11 protein-coding genes, 2 tRNA genes and 3 rRNA genes are annotated in these 17,530 nt (G+C 36.6%); 6 read left to right on the top strand and 10 right to left on the bottom strand.

What is annotated here, in order from left to right; translation table 11 throughout:
* Positions 1 to 33 precede the first annotated feature (33 nt).
* Positions 34 to 1,314 carry a glucose-1-phosphate adenylyltransferase gene (locus tag C8C83_RS21930; RefSeq protein ID WP_121331419.1) on the bottom strand — a complete coding sequence of 427 codons (1,281 nt, stop codon included), beginning with the start codon at positions 1,312 to 1,314 and terminating at the stop codon, positions 34 to 36.
* On the bottom strand, positions 1,304 to 2,731 hold the full coding sequence (locus tag C8C83_RS21925) for a glycogen synthase (RefSeq protein WP_121330686.1): 1,428 nt from the start codon (positions 2,729 to 2,731) through the stop codon (positions 1,304 to 1,306). The genes C8C83_RS21930 and C8C83_RS21925 overlap by 11 nt, the downstream gene beginning before the upstream one ends.
* Positions 2,732 to 2,870: 139 nt before the next feature.
* Here C8C83_RS21925 and C8C83_RS21920 point away from each other — a divergent pair, with 139 nt between their 5' ends.
* Together C8C83_RS21920 and nth are read left to right on the top strand one after the other, a co-directional pair.
* Positions 2,871 to 3,737: an alpha/beta hydrolase gene (locus C8C83_RS21920; protein ID WP_121330685.1), complete on the top strand. Its 867-nt coding sequence runs from the start codon at positions 2,871 to 2,873 to the stop codon at positions 3,735 to 3,737.
* Between the two features lie 48 nt (positions 3,738 to 3,785).
* A complete protein-coding gene (nth, locus tag C8C83_RS21915) occupies positions 3,786 to 4,430 on the top strand; it encodes an endonuclease III (protein ID WP_121330684.1) in 645 nt (214 codons plus the stop codon).
* A 6-nt stretch (positions 4,431 to 4,436) separates the two neighbouring features.
* Here nth and C8C83_RS21910 read toward each other — a convergent pair whose 3' ends face one another.
* The 8 genes from C8C83_RS21910 to C8C83_RS21875 form a co-directional block, all read right to left on the bottom strand.
* On the bottom strand, positions 4,437 to 4,871 hold the full coding sequence (locus tag C8C83_RS21910) for a nuclear transport factor 2 family protein (RefSeq protein ID WP_121330683.1): 435 nt from the start codon (positions 4,869 to 4,871) through the stop codon (positions 4,437 to 4,439).
* A 23-nt stretch (positions 4,872 to 4,894) separates the two neighbouring features.
* Positions 4,895 to 5,347, bottom strand: coding sequence for a DUF1569 domain-containing protein (locus C8C83_RS21905; RefSeq protein ID WP_121330682.1), 453 nt, complete (start codon positions 5,345 to 5,347; stop codon positions 4,895 to 4,897).
* Positions 5,348 to 5,953: 606 nt separating this feature from the next.
* Positions 5,954 to 6,063: ribosomal RNA gene (gene rrf / locus C8C83_RS21900) — 5S ribosomal RNA — on the bottom strand.
* A 179-nt stretch (positions 6,064 to 6,242) separates the two neighbouring features.
* A 23S ribosomal RNA gene (locus C8C83_RS21895) occupies positions 6,243 to 9,124 on the bottom strand.
* A gap of 192 nt (positions 9,125 to 9,316) precedes the next feature.
* Positions 9,317 to 9,390, bottom strand: a tRNA-Ala gene (locus C8C83_RS21890).
* A 107-nt stretch (positions 9,391 to 9,497) separates the two neighbouring features.
* Positions 9,498 to 9,571: transfer RNA gene (locus C8C83_RS21885), tRNA-Ile, on the bottom strand.
* Positions 9,572 to 9,704: 133 nt separating this feature from the next.
* Positions 9,705 to 11,218, bottom strand: a 16S ribosomal RNA gene (locus C8C83_RS21880).
* Together the 16S, 23S and 5S rRNA genes with 2 tRNA genes alongside form the textbook arrangement of a ribosomal RNA operon.
* A gap of 1,022 nt (positions 11,219 to 12,240) precedes the next feature.
* Positions 12,241 to 12,921: a DUF4294 domain-containing protein gene (locus tag C8C83_RS21875; protein WP_121330681.1), complete on the bottom strand. Its 681-nt coding sequence runs from the start codon at positions 12,919 to 12,921 to the stop codon at positions 12,241 to 12,243.
* A gap of 81 nt (positions 12,922 to 13,002) precedes the next feature.
* Here C8C83_RS21875 and C8C83_RS21870 point away from each other — a divergent pair, with 81 nt between their 5' ends.
* From C8C83_RS21870 to C8C83_RS21855, 4 genes are all read left to right on the top strand, one after another.
* A complete protein-coding gene (locus C8C83_RS21870) occupies positions 13,003 to 14,091 on the top strand; it encodes a M42 family metallopeptidase (protein WP_121330680.1) in 1,089 nt (362 codons plus the stop codon).
* Positions 14,092 to 14,153: 62 nt separating this feature from the next.
* Positions 14,154 to 14,834, top strand: coding sequence for a response regulator transcription factor (locus C8C83_RS21865; protein WP_121330679.1), 681 nt, complete (start codon positions 14,154 to 14,156; stop codon positions 14,832 to 14,834).
* Positions 14,831 to 16,192, top strand: a complete 1,362-nt coding sequence (locus tag C8C83_RS21860) for a HAMP domain-containing sensor histidine kinase (protein ID WP_121330678.1) — start codon at positions 14,831 to 14,833, stop codon at positions 16,190 to 16,192. The genes C8C83_RS21865 and C8C83_RS21860 overlap by 4 nt, the downstream gene beginning before the upstream one ends.
* A gap of 84 nt (positions 16,193 to 16,276) precedes the next feature.
* Positions 16,277 to 17,524, top strand: coding sequence for a TolC family protein (locus C8C83_RS21855; RefSeq protein ID WP_121330677.1), 1,248 nt, complete (start codon positions 16,277 to 16,279; stop codon positions 17,522 to 17,524).
* Positions 17,525 to 17,530 lie beyond the last annotated feature (6 nt).

Raw genomic sequence — 17,530 nt, 5'->3', positions numbered from 1 at the left:
TGGTTTTTAAGGCAACAATTAATTTTTAGGTTTTTATTCAATTCTAAAATTATCAGAAAGAATAGCTCCTTTTTTAATGACAACAATTCCGTCTTTTATGCTATATAATTCATTTGTAAAATTATCCAAATGCTTTCCACCGCTAATATGAACGTTGTTTCCTATTCGAACATTTTTATCTATTAAAGCATTTTGTATAAAGCAGTTTTCGCCAATTCCTACATGTATTTTATTAATACTCGCTTCGTGATTTAATTCATCTAGATCCTGATAGAAATCATTCCCCATCACATAACAATTTTCAAGAACAGTTCCGGCACCTATTCTGGAACGAATTCCAATAACCGAACTTTTTATTTCCTTTGCATTAATAATACAACCTTCAGAAATTAACGATTGATTGATAACTGAATTTCTAAATTTAGAAGGCGGCAATAATCTTGGTCTTGTGAAAATTTTATTATCATTATCAAACAAATTAAATTCCGGAATATCAGCCGTTAAACCTATATTTGCCTCAAAGAAAGATTCAATATTTCCAATATCTGTCCAATATCCTTCATATTGATAACTCAGAATTTTATGTTTTCCAACAGCTTGCGGAATAATTTCTTTTCCGAAATCTTTCGTTTCCGGATCAGCCATTAAATCTTCTAATAATTGACGGTTAAAAATATAAATACCCATTGAGGCCAAATATTTTTTACCTTTTTCCTGCATTTGCTCGCTTACTTCAGATTCCCATTCCGGTAAAAGCGAAGCGTGAGGTTTTTCAATAAATGCTTCAATACAGCTTTCATGATTCGTTTTCAGAATTCCAAATTCCGGTGCATCTTTTGCGTTTACAGGTAATGTAGCTATCGAAATTTCGGCATCGGCAGCAATATGAGCTTCCAGCATTTCGTTAAAATCCATTTGATATAATTGATCACCAGATAAAATTAATGCATGATCGAATTCATGTTTTAAAAAATGCGACATACATTGTCGAACAGCATCCGCAGTTCCCTGAAACCAAGTTGGATTATCCGGAGTTTGTTCTGCTGCTAAAATATCAACAAATGATTGACTGAAAATACTAAAATTAAAGGTGTTTTTGATATGAGCATTCAAAGATGCTGAGTTAAACTGTGTCAAAACAAATATTTTAAAAATATCCGAATTGATACAATTTGAAATAGGAATATCAACTAATCGGTATTTTCCACCAATTGGAACTGCAGGTTTTGATCTTGTCTCAGTTAATGGAAACAAACGTGATCCTTGTCCTCCTCCTAAAATAATAGCAACTACATTTTTCTTTTTAAATTTCATTTTTCTCAATTATTAGGTTGTATATCTCGATATATTCTTGGCAAACTCTTTCCCAGGAATGGTCTGTTGCCATTCCCTTCTTTACTATTTTATTGAAATTTATTTTATCGTCATACAACTTGACCGCACGATTTATAGAATAACAAATATCACCAACTGAAGCCTGATCATGACAAATTCCGTTTCCATCATCACCAAAATCAACCACAGTATCACGCAATCCGCCCGTTCTTCTCACAATTGGAACCGTACCATAACGTAAAGCATACATCTGATTTAATCCGCAAGGTTCCACTCTCGAAGGCATTAAAATGTAATCTGAACCCGCATAAATCAAATGAGCTAATTCTTCATTATAACCAATAAAAACATTGTAATTTCCATTGTAGTCATTTCGTAATTGCAGCAATTGTTCTTCAATTAATGAATTTCCTGATCCTAAAATCAAAATATTAATGTTTTCAAAATTTTCCGATAATGCTAATGCTGAAGCTTGTGGTAATAAATCCCCTCCTTTTTCTTCAAACAAACGACCAATAAAACTGAACAAAGGTTTTGAAGGATCTAATTCAAATTGTTCACATAGTTTTTCTTTATTCTTTTGTTTTCCAATTTCGAAAGTATCAATAGAATAATTTTCAGCAATCATTATATCTTTTGACGGATCCCAAACTTCGATATCAATTCCGTTTAAAATCCCTCTCGATTTATAACGCACAGAATTAAATAATCCTTCTAATCCATTTGCAGAGACATTTATTTCGTTTAAATAACTAGGAGAAACAGTCGTAACAGCATGAGCACACTTAATTCCAACTGCAAGAGAATTTAGAGAATTATTCCATTCTAAAAATCCAACATGAATCAAATCAAATTCCGGCAAATAATACAGTTTATCAAAACTGAACCAGCCTTGATACAACCCATTATGAATTGTAATAACCGTTTTTACATTGGCAAGACTTTCATATTTATAAGCATATTTGATCATAAACGGAATTACTCCAGTATGATGATCGTGACAATTAATGACATCCGGAACCGTTTGACGTGCCAAGATCCAATCTAAAGCTGCAATCTGAAAAGATATAAATCGCTCAATATCATCTTCATATCCATATACATTAGGACGATTGAACAATTCATCTATTTCTATGAGATATAATTCGTAGCCTAACTTATTAGTAGTTTCTTTTAAAACACTAAACGGGAAATTAAAATTTCCTAATTTAATACTTCCCCAATGAACACATTCAAAATCGTTTTCCTTTCTAAATTTAGTATCATAACAAGGTACCACAACTCTAACCTGATGACCTGCATTAGTTTGATATTTAGGTAAAGCGCCTACAACATCTGCCAATCCGCCAACCTTTGCCATTGGGTAACATTCTGCACTGATATGAAATATTTCCATGCTAAAGTTTTATAGTGGTATTAAATAATAATTTGTGAATTATTTTTTTCAGTAAACATTCATTAATATGCTACTTTTATGTTTTTTAAATTTAGAAAAAAAATAAGCAAAACTAAGCCCTCAGAAAAAATTTATTGATATGACAAAAAAGGCAACTAATCCTACTAAATCATTAGAAATTCCGCAGTTTATAATTATATCTTGTAAAATATGCGCTTTTATTTCAACCAAATTAGTTACGTCTTATGCAGCAAAGTTATTTACAACACCTATAAAACATAAGGTTCCAAAACGAGAGCTTGAAATGGATCAAAAAAGTGTCCAGGAAAATGTTTATGTTCCAGCTATTAACCAAAATGTTGTAACGTATCAGTACGGGCAAAGTGATCAAAAAATTCTGTTAGTTCACGGTTGGTCAGGACGAGGCACTCAATTATTCAAAATAGCCGACGAGCTTTTAAAAAATGGATATTCTACAATTAGTTTTGATGCGCCTGCACACGGTAAATCAAAAGGAAGTACCACTATAATGTCTGAGTTTATTGCTTCTATTTTAGAAATCGACAAACAATATGGGCCATTTGAAATTGCAATAGGACATTCATTAGGCGGAATGTCGGTTTTGAATGCTATAAAAGACGGACTTAAAGTAAACAAAGCAATAGTAATAGGAAGTGGTGATATTGTTCAGGATATCTTAGATGATTTTATTACAAAACTAGGTTTAAAGCAAGAAATAAGTGATCGTCTTCGAGATCTTTTTGAAGAAAAATATCAAGTAAAAATGGATGATTTTTCGGCTTATAGAGCAGCACAACAAGTAAAAATTCCAGTTTTAGTAATGCATGATAATGACGATCCTGAAGTTGCGGTTAAAGCAGGTATTCACATTCATCAACAACTTGAAAACGGAACTTTATACCTAACCGATGGATTGGGACATCGAAAAATACTTGGAAATCAAAATGTTATAAAAAAGATACTGGAATTCATCAAAACTAACTAATTTTGTGACAGTTACAATTTTGATTATTAAATTCTAAACAAAGCGAAAATGGATTTATTTGGAGAAACATCTAATTGGGAAACGAAACTTGCACCAATTTTAGAGAAATATAAAGGAAAAAGACACCCTTTAGAATATCAAAATACATATCAATTATTGGTTATGGTTGTTTTATCAGCTCAGGATTCTGATGCGAATATTAATAAAATAGCACCAGCTTTATTTGAAAAATATCCAACTTTAAATAGTTTATCCAAAACTGATCCCGAGACTTTTATTCCTTATATCAGTAAAGTTAGAAATTATCCAACCAAAGCGCAATGGCTTTTGGAAATTGCCAAAACCATTCAGAATGACAAAGATATTCCGCTAAACATGAAGGAATTGACAGCTTTAAAGGGAATTGGAAGAAAATCTGCAAATGTAATCCTGAGAGAAACTCACAAACCTGCTGAAGGAATTATTGCTGATTTACACGTAATTCGTGTAGCACCGAGAATAGGAATAATAAAAGAAGCTAAAGACGGAATTAAAGTCGAAAAAGATCTTATGCAAGTTCTACCAAAAATTATTTGGTCAGAAATTGGAATGACAATCTCTTTTTTAGGCAGAGAAACTTGCAGACCTAAGCCAAAATGTGAAGAATGCCTTATTGCAGACTCTTGCAATTATTATCTAACAGAAATTATCTAAAAAATACTATTTCCTTCTCGTATCAATCAGATAAATAATCTTCCAGGAATCTTTTTCTTTAAACAAAGTAAAAGTATTTACTCCGGAGTGACTCAGTTTATCATTCAGATAAAATTCGTAAGGAGCCCAAACATGTGCCATTGAACCATCAATTTGAATGTTATAACTTAAAATCTTTTCATTGAATTTAAGATTAGAAGGAATTGTAGCAATAGAATTATAAAACTCTTTTGCACTTTCATCAGATAATTTATTTCCCTTAGTTCTACTCTCGCTAATAGATTGTAAAATAATCTTGTCAGAACAAACGGATTTCAGTTTAATTGTGTCTTTTTGATGAAATCCTTCAAAAAAAGACTCAATAGTTTTCTGAACATCTTGTTTTTGCGCATTTACTGACAATCCAAACAATAATGCAATTAATAAAATATATACTTTCATAAAAATTAAATTAAAAGATATAATTAAACCCCAAACTGACTCAAATGATGTTCCAGATGTTTGCTGAACATATTATTCCATTCTCTTGAATGTAATTTTCCAAAAGAAAGAGATTCTTTTCCTTTAAATTCTCTTTCTCCTAATTCTTGCGTTTTATTAATATAAGCGATTAAACGATTCTTTTCAACGTCAAAATCTCGACTATCTTTAATTATAAACTGTGGGGCAGTCCCGTTATTTCTAGCATAAGGTTTATCGTCTATCACTTTATTTTTCACAAGTAATTTCAATATTAATCTAAACAAAGCATTAGGTCTTGGATGAATGTTATCATAGACCATTTCGTAAGATACATTACAATGAGCCAACATTTGTGAAACATTCATTTTTCCCCAAAGCGCTTTAGACTCTGGACTTAATTTATTGATTCGATTTATAAATTCGTTACAAACCTCTTTATCAAAAATGTTTTTCATGGCTTAGTTTTGTTTAATATTTTAGTTATAATAGAGCAGCAAAAATATAAAATCTAGTATAATATTAGTATTTTATCACTACTTTAATTACAAATACTCTTTATAGGCGTTCCCCTCCAGGTCGGGCTGTCCGCTAAATCTTTTGTGACAGTGGCTTTAGAAAAACAGAAGAAGTCAGGTTTATCACAAAAGGATATCGCTTCCATCCCTAACGCAATTCAAAATACATCAGAAGTTTTTTTCAAGAAGCCTCAAAAATATATCCGGTCCAGCTTTGCTAACTTTAAATATCCAGACACATTTAAATACAGAAAATACCTCTAAGCGTATCTTGGATCAACACAAAAACCTGCGCAGAAACATAAAATATTTTGTATTGACTAATTATTTTAACCCCAAAGGGCGCAAAGTTTTTTTATTCGTAAGGTTTTATATAAACGCAAAGTTCGCCAAGCTATATTGATAAAGCTTTGCGAACTTTGCGTTTAATGAGCGTGATCTATAACAAAAAAACTTTGCGCCCTTTGCGGTAAACCAGCTATTTTACTTAAGAAATTTATATAAAACAAAAAATCCTCATCAAATAAATGATGAGGATTCTCTAAAAAAAGGCGACGACATACTCTCCCACATAACTGCAGTACCATCTGCGCAGGCGGGCTTAACTACTCTGTTCGGGATGGGAAGAGGTGAGCCCCGCCGCAATAACCACCTTAAGGTTTTTAGTTGTTGGTTTTTGGTTGTCGGTTGATGGATTTCTCCAACAACTATCATCTATTAACCATCAACTGCTCTTGCGTCGAGCAAATATTTTAACATACTGAGATAAAGAAAAGTACTTTTATTTACTATTTTTAGAAAGTTTCTCCCCGCACCTTGCGGTGCGGGAAAAGGTGTACATAAGCTTACGGATTATTAGTACTACTCGACTATGACATTACTGCCTTTACATCTATAGCCTATCAACGTGGTCATCTTCCACGATCCTTAAAAGAAATCTCATCTTGTGGTGGGTTTCGCGCTTATATGCTTTCAGCGCTTATCCCTTCCAAACGTAGCTACTCTGCGGTGCCCCTGGCGGGACAACAGATACACTAGAGGTTTGTCCAATTCGGTCCTCTCGTACTAGAATCAGATCCACTCAAATTTCTAACGCCCACAGTAGATAGAGACCGAACTGTCTCACGACGTTCTGAACCCAGCTCGCGTGCCACTTTAATGGGCGAACAGCCCAACCCTTGGGACCTTCTCCAGCCCCAGGATGTGACGAGCCGACATCGAGGTGCCAAACCCCCCCGTCGATATGAGCTCTTGGGGGAGATCAGCCTGTTATCCCCGGCGTACCTTTTATCCTTTGAGCGATGGCCCTTCCATGCGGAACCACCGGATCACTATGCTCTACTTTCGTACCTGATCGACCTGTATGTCTCTCAGTCAAGCTCCCTTATGCCATTGCACTCTACGCACGGTTACCAAGCGTACTGAGGGAACCTTTAGAAGCCTCCGTTACTCTTTTGGAGGCGACCACCCCAGTCAAACTACCCACCAAGCAATGTCCCCCACAATATGGGGTTAGGCCTCAGATAAACAAAGGGTTGTATTTCAACAATGACTCCACAACGCCTGGCGACGCCACTTCACAGTCTCCAACCTATCCTACACATCATTTATCCAAGGTCAATACTAAGCTATAGTAAAGGTGCACAGGGTCTTTTCGTCCCACTGCGGGTAAACGGCATCTTCACCGTTACTACAATTTCACCGAGCTCATGGCTGAGACAGTGTCCAGATCGTTACACCATTCGTGCAGGTCGGAACTTACCCGACAAGGAATTTCGCTACCTTAGGACCGTTATAGTTACGGCCGCCGTTTACTGGGGCTTCAATTCAATGCTTCTCCGAAGATAACATCTCCTCTTAACCTTCCAGCACCGGGCAGGTGTCAGGCCCTATACTTCATCTTACGATTTTGCAGAGCCCTGTGTTTTTGATAAACAGTCGCCTGGACCTCTTCACTGCGGCCAGCTTGCGCTGGCGACCTTTCTCCCGAAGTTACAGGTCTATTTTGCCTAATTCCTTAGCCATGAATCTCTCGAGCACCTTAGGATTCTCTCCTCAACTACCTGTGTCGGTTTACGGTACTGGTACTAATTACCTGAAGTTTAGAGGTTTTTCTTGGAAGCCCTTAGGCGCACTATCTCTTTGTCCGAAGACTCCGAGTACTATCGTATTTCCCCAAGATCTGTGGATTTGCCTGCAGATCTTATAGGTAGGTACTTCAACGAACTATTCCGTCAGTTCGCGGCGCTTTCATCACTCCGTCACCCCATCACAGTAATTAGTAGTACGGGAATATTAACCCGTTAGCCATCGACTGTCCCTTTCGGGTTCGCCTTAGGACCAGACTAACCCACAGCTGATTAGCATAGCTGTGGAAACCTTAGTTTTTCGGTGTGCGGGTTTCTCGCCCGCATTATCGTTACTTATGCCTACATTTTCTTTTCTAACCAGTCCAGCATACCTTACGATACACCTTCAACCCTGTTAGAATGCTCCCCTACCACTTACAATTGCTTGTAAATCCATAGCTTCGGTAATACGCTTATGCCCGATTATTATCCATGCTCGTCCGCTCGACTAGTGAGCTGTTACGCACTCTTTAAATGAATGGCTGCTTCCAAGCCAACATCCTAGCTGTCTGGGCAGACAAACCTCGTTCTTTCAACTTAGCGTATATTTGGGGACCTTAGCTGATGGTCTGGGTTCTTTCCCTCTCGGACTTGGACCTTAGCACCCAAGCCCTCACTGTTATGAAACATTATATAGCATTCGGAGTTTGTCAGGAATTGGTAGGCGGTGAAGCCCCCGCATCCAATCAGTAGCTCTACCTCTATATAACTTTAAACATAACGCTGCACCTAAATGCATTTCGGGGAGTACGAGCTATTTCCGAGTTTGATTGGCCTTTCACCCCTACCCACAGGTCATCCGAAGACTTTTCAACGTCAACCGGTTCGGACCTCCACTGTGTGTTACCACAGCTTCATCCTGCCCATGGGTAGATCACACGGTTTCGCGTCTAACACTACTGACTAAAGCGCCCTATTCAGACTCGCTTTCGCTACGGATCCGTGGCTTAACCACTTAACCTTGCCAGCAACGTTAACTCGTAGGCTCATTATGCAAAAGGCACGCCGTCACCCCACGAAAGGGCTCCGACCGCTTGTAAGCGTATGGTTTCAGGATCTATTTCACTCCGTTATTCACGGTTCTTTTCACCTTTCCCTCACGGTACTGGTTCACTATCGGTCTCTCAGGAGTATTTAGCCTTAGCGGATGGTCCCGCCAAATTCAGACAGGGTTTCACGTGCCCCGCCCTACTCAGGATACCACTATCTATTATACTTGTTACCCATACGGGGCTATCACCCTCTATGGCGTCACTTTCCAGTAACTTCCGGTTCCTTGTACATAAAATGTCGTGGTCCTACAACCCCAACAATGCCGTAACATCATTGGTTTGGGCTAATCCGCGTTCGCTCGCCACTACTTACGGAATCACTTTTGTTTTCTTCTCCTCCGCCTACTTAGATGTTTCAGTTCAGCGGGTTTGCCCACCTATCGGTGTACTATGTCTTCAACATAGTGGGTTGCCCCATTCAGGTATCTACGGATCAATCGGTGTGTGCCCGTCCCCGTAGCTTTTCGCAGCTTATCACGCCTTTCATCGCCTCTGAGAGCCTAGGCATCCCCCATACGCCCTTATTTTGCTTATTGTACCAATCTTGTTACTTAAAACAAGACCGTTTTTTTTTGTTTTCTACAATAAATTGTAAAAAACGCTTTCTACTTTTTATTATTTTCTTATCTCAATATGTCAATGAACTTTATTTATGTCGAAAGTTGTAAAGTCTAAGGTCATAAAGTCATACTTTTGACTTTCAGACTTTAGTCTTTCGACTAAATTTGTGGAGAATAACGGAGTCGAACCGTTGACCTCCTGCGTGCAAGGCAGGCGCTCTAGCCAGCTGAGCTAATCCCCCATTTCTTAAATCTTAGATTGTAGAATTCAGATTTTAGATTTCTAATTCTTCTCTAATTTCTTTTGGTGAATTCCAACTTCCAGAATTTCCTTTCTTAAGTTAAATAGTAGTCCCGGGCAGACTCGAACTGCCGACCCCTACATTATCAGTGTAGTACTCTAACCAGCTGAGCTACGAGACTCTGTTTTTCTTAAGTTTTTCATTATTTTTTTAAATTAACAGCAAGAGTAATTGAATCTTAATATTCAAAACCTATAAATAGACATCTTTTTTCCTCAACGTGTTGACAAGTCAACTAACATTTGAGGCTCTAGAAAGGAGGTGTTCCAGCCGCACCTTCCGGTACGGCTACCTTGTTACGACTTAGCCCTAGTTACCAGTTTTACCCTAGGCAGCTCCTTGCGGTCACCGACTTCAGGCACCCCCAGCTTCCATGGCTTGACGGGCGGTGTGTACAAGGCCCGGGAACGTATTCACCGGATCATGGCTGATATCCGATTACTAGCGATTCCAGCTTCACGGAGTCGAGTTGCAGACTCCGATCCGAACTGTGACCGGTTTTATAGATTCGCTCCTGGTCGCCCAGTGGCTGCTCTCTGTACCGGCCATTGTAGCACGTGTGTAGCCCAAGGCGTAAGGGCCGTGATGATTTGACGTCATCCCCACCTTCCTCACAGTTTGCACTGGCAGTCTTGTTAGAGTTCCCGACATGACTCGCTGGCAACTAACAACAGGGGTTGCGCTCGTTATAGGACTTAACCTGACACCTCACGGCACGAGCTGACGACAACCATGCAGCACCTTGTAATTTGTCTTGCGAAAAATCTGTTTCCAAATCGGTCAAACTACATTTAAGCCTTGGTAAGGTTCCTCGCGTATCATCGAATTAAACCACATGCTCCACCGCTTGTGCGGGCCCCCGTCAATTCCTTTGAGTTTCATTCTTGCGAACGTACTCCCCAGGTGGGATACTTATCACTTTCGCTTAGCCACTGAAATTGCTTCCAACAGCTAGTATCCATCGTTTACGGCGTGGACTACCAGGGTATCTAATCCTGTTCGCTACCCACGCTTTCGTCCATCAGCGTCAATCCATTAGTAGTAACCTGCCTTCGCAATTGGTATTCCATGTAATCTCTAAGCATTTCACCGCTACACTACATATTCTAGTTACTTCCTAATAATTCAAGTTTAACAGTATCAATGGCCGTTCCACCGTTGAGCGATGGGCTTTCACCACTGACTTATTAAACCGCCTACGGACCCTTTAAACCCAATGATTCCGGATAACGCTTGGATCCTCCGTATTACCGCGGCTGCTGGCACGGAGTTAGCCGATCCTTATTCTTACGATACCGTCAAGCTCCAACACGTTGGAGTGTTTCTTCTCGTATAAAAGCAGTTTACAATCCATAGGACCGTCATCCTGCACGCGGCATGGCTGGATCAGGCTTGCGCCCATTGTCCAATATTCCTCACTGCTGCCTCCCGTAGGAGTCTGGTCCGTGTCTCAGTACCAGTGTGGGGGATCTCCCTCTCAGGACCCCTACCCATCGTAGCCTTGGTAAGCCGTTACCTTACCAACTAGCTAATGGGACGCATGCTCATCTTTTACCGTTGTGACTTTAATAGTAGAATCATGCGATTCAGCTATACTATGAGGTATTAATCCAAATTTCTCTGGGCTATCCCTCTGTAAAAGGTAGATTGCATACGCGTTACGCACCCGTGCGCCGGTCTCTAGCTCCGAAGAACTATACCCCTCGACTTGCATGTGTTAAGCCTGCCGCTAGCGTTCATCCTGAGCCAGGATCAAACTCTTCATCGTATATTTTAATATTATATTGCGATGTTTTCTCTATCGGTTCTTTTCGAATCTCTCAATTCTATTACTCTTATTCTTTTGTTTTAACATCTCTGTTAAAACGGCTGTCAATTCAATATGTCTACGAACGTGTTTCTTTTTTGTTTCGCTTGTCTCTCAAAGCGGGTGCAAAAGTAGAAAACTTATTTCTAACTGGCAAATGTTTTTTGAAGTTTTTTTAAAGAAAATTTTCATTCCTTTTTCACTTCTTATTTACCAATCTTTCAATGAACTTTCCCTGTTTTGCGGGGTGCAAATGTAATATCCCTTTTCGAATCTCACAAGCTTTTTAGAATCTTTTTTTGAAAATAAATTTTCTGTTTTAATTCGTTTGCTTGTCAGTATTTCTAAGAGCGTATATCGCTGTTGCGGGTGCAAAAGTAGGCAGTTTATTTACATTTACAAGCCTTTTTTAAAACTATTTTTATTCTTTTTCAAAACTTTTTCTTAACATTCTGATAACAGCAAGTTTAGAGTTTTTACTTTTTTATGAATTTTAAGATTTTTCTTATTCGCATTGTAATTGTCATAATGCAATAAGTAGCGACAACAGTATTTTTAGTGGCTTCGCAGATTTTTACCCGCTTCTTTGATAACTTTATAACGATAGCAAAAAGTGCTTTTAATTCGTTTTATAGAGTTTTACCTCAAAGCCGCTACTTATTTTTACGCTGGTTGTTGTTTCTCGCAAAGTCACAGAGACGCAAAGTCCTCTTTAAAGATGATTGTTTGTTTTTATGCCCAGTGTTCTTTTGAAAACTACTGCCCTAGCCCCGATAGTAGCGGAAATCCTTTTGTGCCGGGGTTCGGCACAAAAGATTGTAGCGGATAGCGGGAAATAGCTCCTTATACTTATTGCAAAAGCTTCGGCTCCGCTCAGGTCGACAAAAACTACTCTTATATATATGTACAAAAATAAACCCGACAGGTTTTGAAAACCTGTCGGGTTGTGGATCGAGATTGTTCCTTATATATAAAGGAAGTAATTATTTTTTAGATTGTGTCTTAGCTTTTTCTTCCCAAGTATTCATTAGATCATTATAATCTATAGGAGTTGCCGGTTTTTGATTCGCTAATCTACCGGATTCGAATGCGCGCTGAAGAATGGTTTCTATTAAATAGTCTTCGTTTACTTCAAACGGTTTGTATTCTTTCTTTAAACTTATGTCGAATAAATTGGCTGTTGTATTAGACACAAAGGCTTTGAATCCGCTTTTTAAGGTTCGGATCAATTCGTATGTTGTGATTCCGGTTTGTCGATTGATTAATTTTACAAGTATTTGACCTTGTCTGCGTGACAATTTCTTTAATCTGTCTTCAAATTCATTATTAAGATAATCTTCAACTATTTTGAAATACTTCTTTTTTTCGCGATTGGTTTTCAATCGTTCCATTCCCTGATTTAATGCTGTCAATCTATCAGCGGCAAGTTTAGCATAAGGATACACTTTAAAAACGCGGTTTTGAAGTATTAAAAACTGCTTTTGCGCTTCGGGATCCAGCTTTTCTTTAGAAATAATAATTTCAGGCAATTGGATTGTATCATTTAAGATAGAATCATTTTCGGTTAAGCTATAGCCCATTTCCTGATTTGGTTTTGGAGTAACCTGAGCTTGACTTGTATACGAAATCAATGTAAAGAATAAAATAATGTAGGTAAATCTCATCGAGTCATAATTTAAATGTAAAATTATATATTTATATACAACTCTAATACCAAATTTATAAATTAGCAAAAAAATATTTTTATGAGCACTGAATCTATCTTAAAAGATACCTCTATTGCTTTCCTGGAAAGCTACCTAAATAACGCCTCACCTACCGGTTATGAAAGTGAAGGCCAGAAACTTTGGATGAATTATTTGAAACCTTATGTTGATACTTTTATCACTGATACTTACGGAACGGCTGTTGGTGTTATTAATCCTGATGCGCCTTTTAAGGTTGTAATTGAAGGTCACGCCGATGAAATTTCCTGGTATGTCAACTATATTACTGATGATGGTTTGTTGTATGTAATACGAAATGGTGGTTCTGATCATCAGATTGCGCCATCTAAAAGAGTCAATATTCACACTAAAAAAGGTATTGTAAAAGGAGTTTTTGGTTGGCCTGCAATTCATACTCGTTTACGTGACAAGGAAGAATCTCCAAAAATCAGCAACATTTTTATCGATTTGGGTTGTGAAACCAAGGAACAAGTTGAAGCAATGGGCGTTCATGTTGGTTGTGTGATTACATATCCTGATGAATTTATGATTTTGAACGAAAATAAATTTGTTTGTCGCGCCATTGACAACAGAATGGGCGGTTTTATGATTGCCGAAGTGGCTCGTTTATTAAAAGAGAATAAAAAAGAATTACCTTTTGGATTGTATATTGTAAATTCTGTTCAGGAGGAAATTGGTTTACGTGGGGCTGAAATGATTGCTCAGACTATTAAACCAAATGTTGCCATTGTAACTGATGTTTGCCACGATACTACTACTCCAATGATTGATAAAAAAGTTGAGGGTGATCTTAAAATGGGTCGTGGTCCTGTTATTGCTTACGCTCCGGCGGTTCAAAACAAACTTCGTGATTTAATTGTTGATACAGCGGTAGAAAACAAGATTCCGTTTCAGCGTCATGCAACTTCGCGAGCTACAGGAACTGATACTGATGCTTTTGCTTACAGTAATGGCGGCGTGGCTTCGGCATTGATTTCTTTACCTTTGCGTTATATGCATACAACTGTAGAAATGGTTCACAGAGAAGATGTTGAAAACGTGATTCAATTGATTTATGAGTCAATTTTGAAGATCGAAAACAATGAAACTTTCTCTTATTTTAAATAAAAACATGATTTAAAACATCAATTCGGTTGTTGTAAAAATAACCGAATTGATTTCTATAAAATATGAAGCTACTATTACTCGAAGACGATTTTACTTTATCCAAAGAAATCTCAGCATTCTTTACTTCAAAAGAATTCGAGTGTTTTCCTTATTATGACGGTTCTTTATTACTGAAAAAGTATTTTCCTTATGAATATGATTTGATTATTCTGGATATCAATGTTCCCGGAATTAATGGCATCGAAGTCTGCAAAGGAATCCGAGAAATCGATAAAAAAACTCCAATACTTATGCTGACAGCTTTTAGCGAAATCGAAGATAAACTTTCTTCTTTTGATAATGGCGCAGACGATTATTTAGTGAAACCTTTTCATTTTGAAGAATTATACGCACGAGTTTCTTCTTTATTGCGAAGAAAAGATATTCCGCAGCAAAGCGAAAAGAAAATATTGATTCAGGATTTAGAAATTTTAGAAGATGATATGAAAGTTTTTCGCTCAGGCGAAGAAATAAAACTTACTCCAAAAGAATTTAAATTGATTTTGATTCTGGCTCATGCCAAAGGAAAAGTATTGTCTAAACAGTTTATTGCTGAGAAACTTTGGGATTATCACATCGAAACGAATCAGAATACGATTGAAGTTTATATTAATTTTCTAAGAAAAAAAATAGACAAAGACCACGAAACAAAACTTATCAGAACCAAAATTGGATATGGATATTATTTAAGCGATCAGGAATGACTTTAAAAAACCGAATATCATTATTAGTCAGTTTATTGTTTACAATCCTTTTTGGGTTGGCTTCTACTTTGATATTTGTTTTATATTCTAATTTTAGAAAGGAAGAATTTCGCGATCGCCTGGAAATAAAAGCGCTTTCGAACATTAAACTTTTAGTGAATGTAAAAGAAGTTGACGATCAGCTTTTGAAAATGATCGATCAAAATTCTATCAATAAATTGTACGATGAGAAAACATTGGTATTCGATTCTCACTACAAACTTATATATAGTAGTATTGATGACGCCAGAATCAATTGGTCGATTGACGATTTAAAATACCTGAAAAAGCATAAAACTTTCTTTAAACAACAAGGTAATTATGAAGTTTATGGCGTTTTTTATGATACTAAAGACCGAGATTTTTATGCTTTAATATCTGCAAAAGACGATTATGGACAAAGAAAACTTCTATTCTTAAGATATACTCTTGTAATTTCTTATATTTTCTTTACTTGTATTTGTTGGGTTTTAACGTCTTTTACGGTCAAAAAAGCGATGAATCCGTTGAGTTCTTTTCATCAGAAAATCAAAAACATAAACGAGAACAACCTCGATACTCGTATTGCTGCTAAAAGCAATAAGAACGAAATTGATTTGATTGCAAATGAGTTTAACTTTATGATGGACCGGATTGAGGTTTCTTATCAAAAACAGAAAGAGTTTACTGCGCACGCTTCACATGAACTCCGAACTCCTTTATCCCGAATTACTTCTCAAATTGAAAATATAGTTGCTAACGATAAAACTCCACCAGAAAGTAAATCGTTTCTAAAAACGATTTTATCTGATGTAAATCAATTAACGGAGCTAATTAATTCTTTATTGGTTTTATCTAAAATTGATGCTAAGAATTTCAATAATAACGAAGTTCATCGTATTGATGAGATTCTGTTTTCGGCAATTGAAAAGTTAAATAAAAGCTTTCCTGATTTTGTTATTCTTTTCGAAATAGAAGAAAATGACAATTTAGATACGGCTTTAGAAATCAAAGGAAACAAAAATCTATTAGAAATTGCCTTAAGCAATGTCTTAAAAAATGCTTGTGTTTACTCTGATAATAAACAAGCAAAGGTCAAAATAAGTACTGAAGATGACAATCTGGTTATTTCGGTTTTAAATACTGGTAAAACTTTAAGCGAAACGGAACAGCAAAATCTCTTTCAGCCCTTTATGCGTGGCGAGAACTCAAAGGGAACTACTGGTTTTGGTTTAGGATTGCGTATTGTTCAGCGAATTCTAAATCTTCACAACGCCACTATAACTTACACGGCTACAGATATTAACACGAATTTATTTCAATTATTTTTTCATTTTTAATTTATTTTAAGGTATTTTTAAGGTAGAATTTAAGGCATCTTAAAGTCTGCTGATAGAATATTTGTATAAAATAAATTTGATACAATGAGAAAACTATGTGCATTACTATTGCTTGTATTATTCAATCAAGCGATTACAGCTCAAAAAACAGTCACACTTCAGGATTGTGAGAGCCAGTTTCTTAAAAAGAATCTTTTTTTGTTAGCGTCACAGTATAACATTGATGCATCAAAAGCACTAACCATTCAAGCCCGTATTTGGGACAACCCCACAATCAGTGCAGAATTAAATGCCTACAATCCTGAAAGAGATCAATTTTTTGATATCGGAAAAGACGGTCAAAAAGCATTTGCAATTGAGCAGTTAATCTACTTAGGCGGAAAAAAACGCAACGAAGTTAAATTGGCTCAAACCAATGAACAATTGGCTGAATTGCAGTTTAATGATTTACTGAGGACTTTAAAATTGCAACTTCGTAAAAGTTTTTACACTGTGTATTACAATGCAAAAAATCTTGAAACGACAGATAAACAGATTGCTCACATCGAGGATTTGATCAACTCCTACTCTGTTCAGGTTCAAAAAGGAAATATTGCGCTAAAAGATTTGGTTCGTTTACAGTCTTTGTATCTAAATTTTAAAAACGAACGCATGGAAGTTGTCAATGATAATATTGAAGAACAAGCAAATTTAAAACTACTATTAAATGAAACCGAAACTGTAGTTCCAATTGTTTCTGATGGTGAATTTAATAAATATTTAAAAACTATCGCTTTTGATTTAAAGTCTTTTGAAAGTGATGCTATCGCTAATCGTCCGGATTATTTGGCTAAACAAAAAGAAATTGATGCTAATACATTAAATGTAAAATGGCAAAAATCACTTTCGATACCGGATATTACTGTTGGAGCAAACTACGATCAACGCAGCGGTGCTTTTAATAAAGAAGCAAATTTGACACTTGCAATTCCGTTGCCGCTTTGGAATAAAAACAAAGGAAACATTAAATATGCTCAAACAATTCTGGAACAATCTAAAATTGACAAACAAAATTTTGACCTGCAATTGCAAACTGAAATTACTTCGGCATGGAATAAATGGGATGAATCCCGAAAAAACTACGCCGTTATAAAGCCAACTGTTAATTCTGATTTTGAAGCGGTTTATAATGGAATGCTAAATAATTTTCAGAAACGAAATGTTAGTTTGCTAGAGTTTACCGATTTTATGGAAAGCTACAATCAAGCTTCAATTCAGGTAAATGAATTAAAGAAAAAAGTAGTGCTTTCAGGCGAAGAATTAAACAGTACAATCAACAAAGACTTATTTTAAAACCAA

This window comes from Flavobacterium sp. 90 (genome assembly GCF_004339525.1).
Classification (GTDB): domain Bacteria; phylum Bacteroidota; class Bacteroidia; order Flavobacteriales; family Flavobacteriaceae; genus Flavobacterium.
This window is presented reverse-complemented; position numbering and strand designations above follow the sequence as displayed.

Coding starts and splice junctions, on each gene's coding strand:
- C8C83_RS21930 (WP_121331419.1), bottom strand. CDS start 1,314: ATGAAATTTAAAAAGAAAAATGTAGTTGCTATTATTTTAGGAGGAGGA.
- C8C83_RS21925 (WP_121330686.1), bottom strand. CDS start 2,731: ATGGAAATATTTCATATCAGTGCAGAATGTTACCCAATGGCAAAGGTT.
- C8C83_RS21920 (WP_121330685.1), top strand. CDS start 2,871: ATGACAAAAAAGGCAACTAATCCTACTAAATCATTAGAAATTCCGCAG.
- nth (WP_121330684.1), top strand. CDS start 3,786: ATGGATTTATTTGGAGAAACATCTAATTGGGAAACGAAACTTGCACCA.
- C8C83_RS21910 (WP_121330683.1), bottom strand. CDS start 4,871: ATGAAAGTATATATTTTATTAATTGCATTATTGTTTGGATTGTCAGTA.
- C8C83_RS21905 (WP_121330682.1), bottom strand. CDS start 5,347: ATGAAAAACATTTTTGATAAAGAGGTTTGTAACGAATTTATAAATCGA.
- C8C83_RS21875 (WP_121330681.1), bottom strand. CDS start 12,921: ATGAGATTTACCTACATTATTTTATTCTTTACATTGATTTCGTATACA.
- C8C83_RS21870 (WP_121330680.1), top strand. CDS start 13,003: ATGAGCACTGAATCTATCTTAAAAGATACCTCTATTGCTTTCCTGGAA.
- C8C83_RS21865 (WP_121330679.1), top strand. CDS start 14,154: ATGAAGCTACTATTACTCGAAGACGATTTTACTTTATCCAAAGAAATC.
- C8C83_RS21860 (WP_121330678.1), top strand. CDS start 14,831: ATGACTTTAAAAAACCGAATATCATTATTAGTCAGTTTATTGTTTACA.
- C8C83_RS21855 (WP_121330677.1), top strand. CDS start 16,277: ATGAGAAAACTATGTGCATTACTATTGCTTGTATTATTCAATCAAGCG.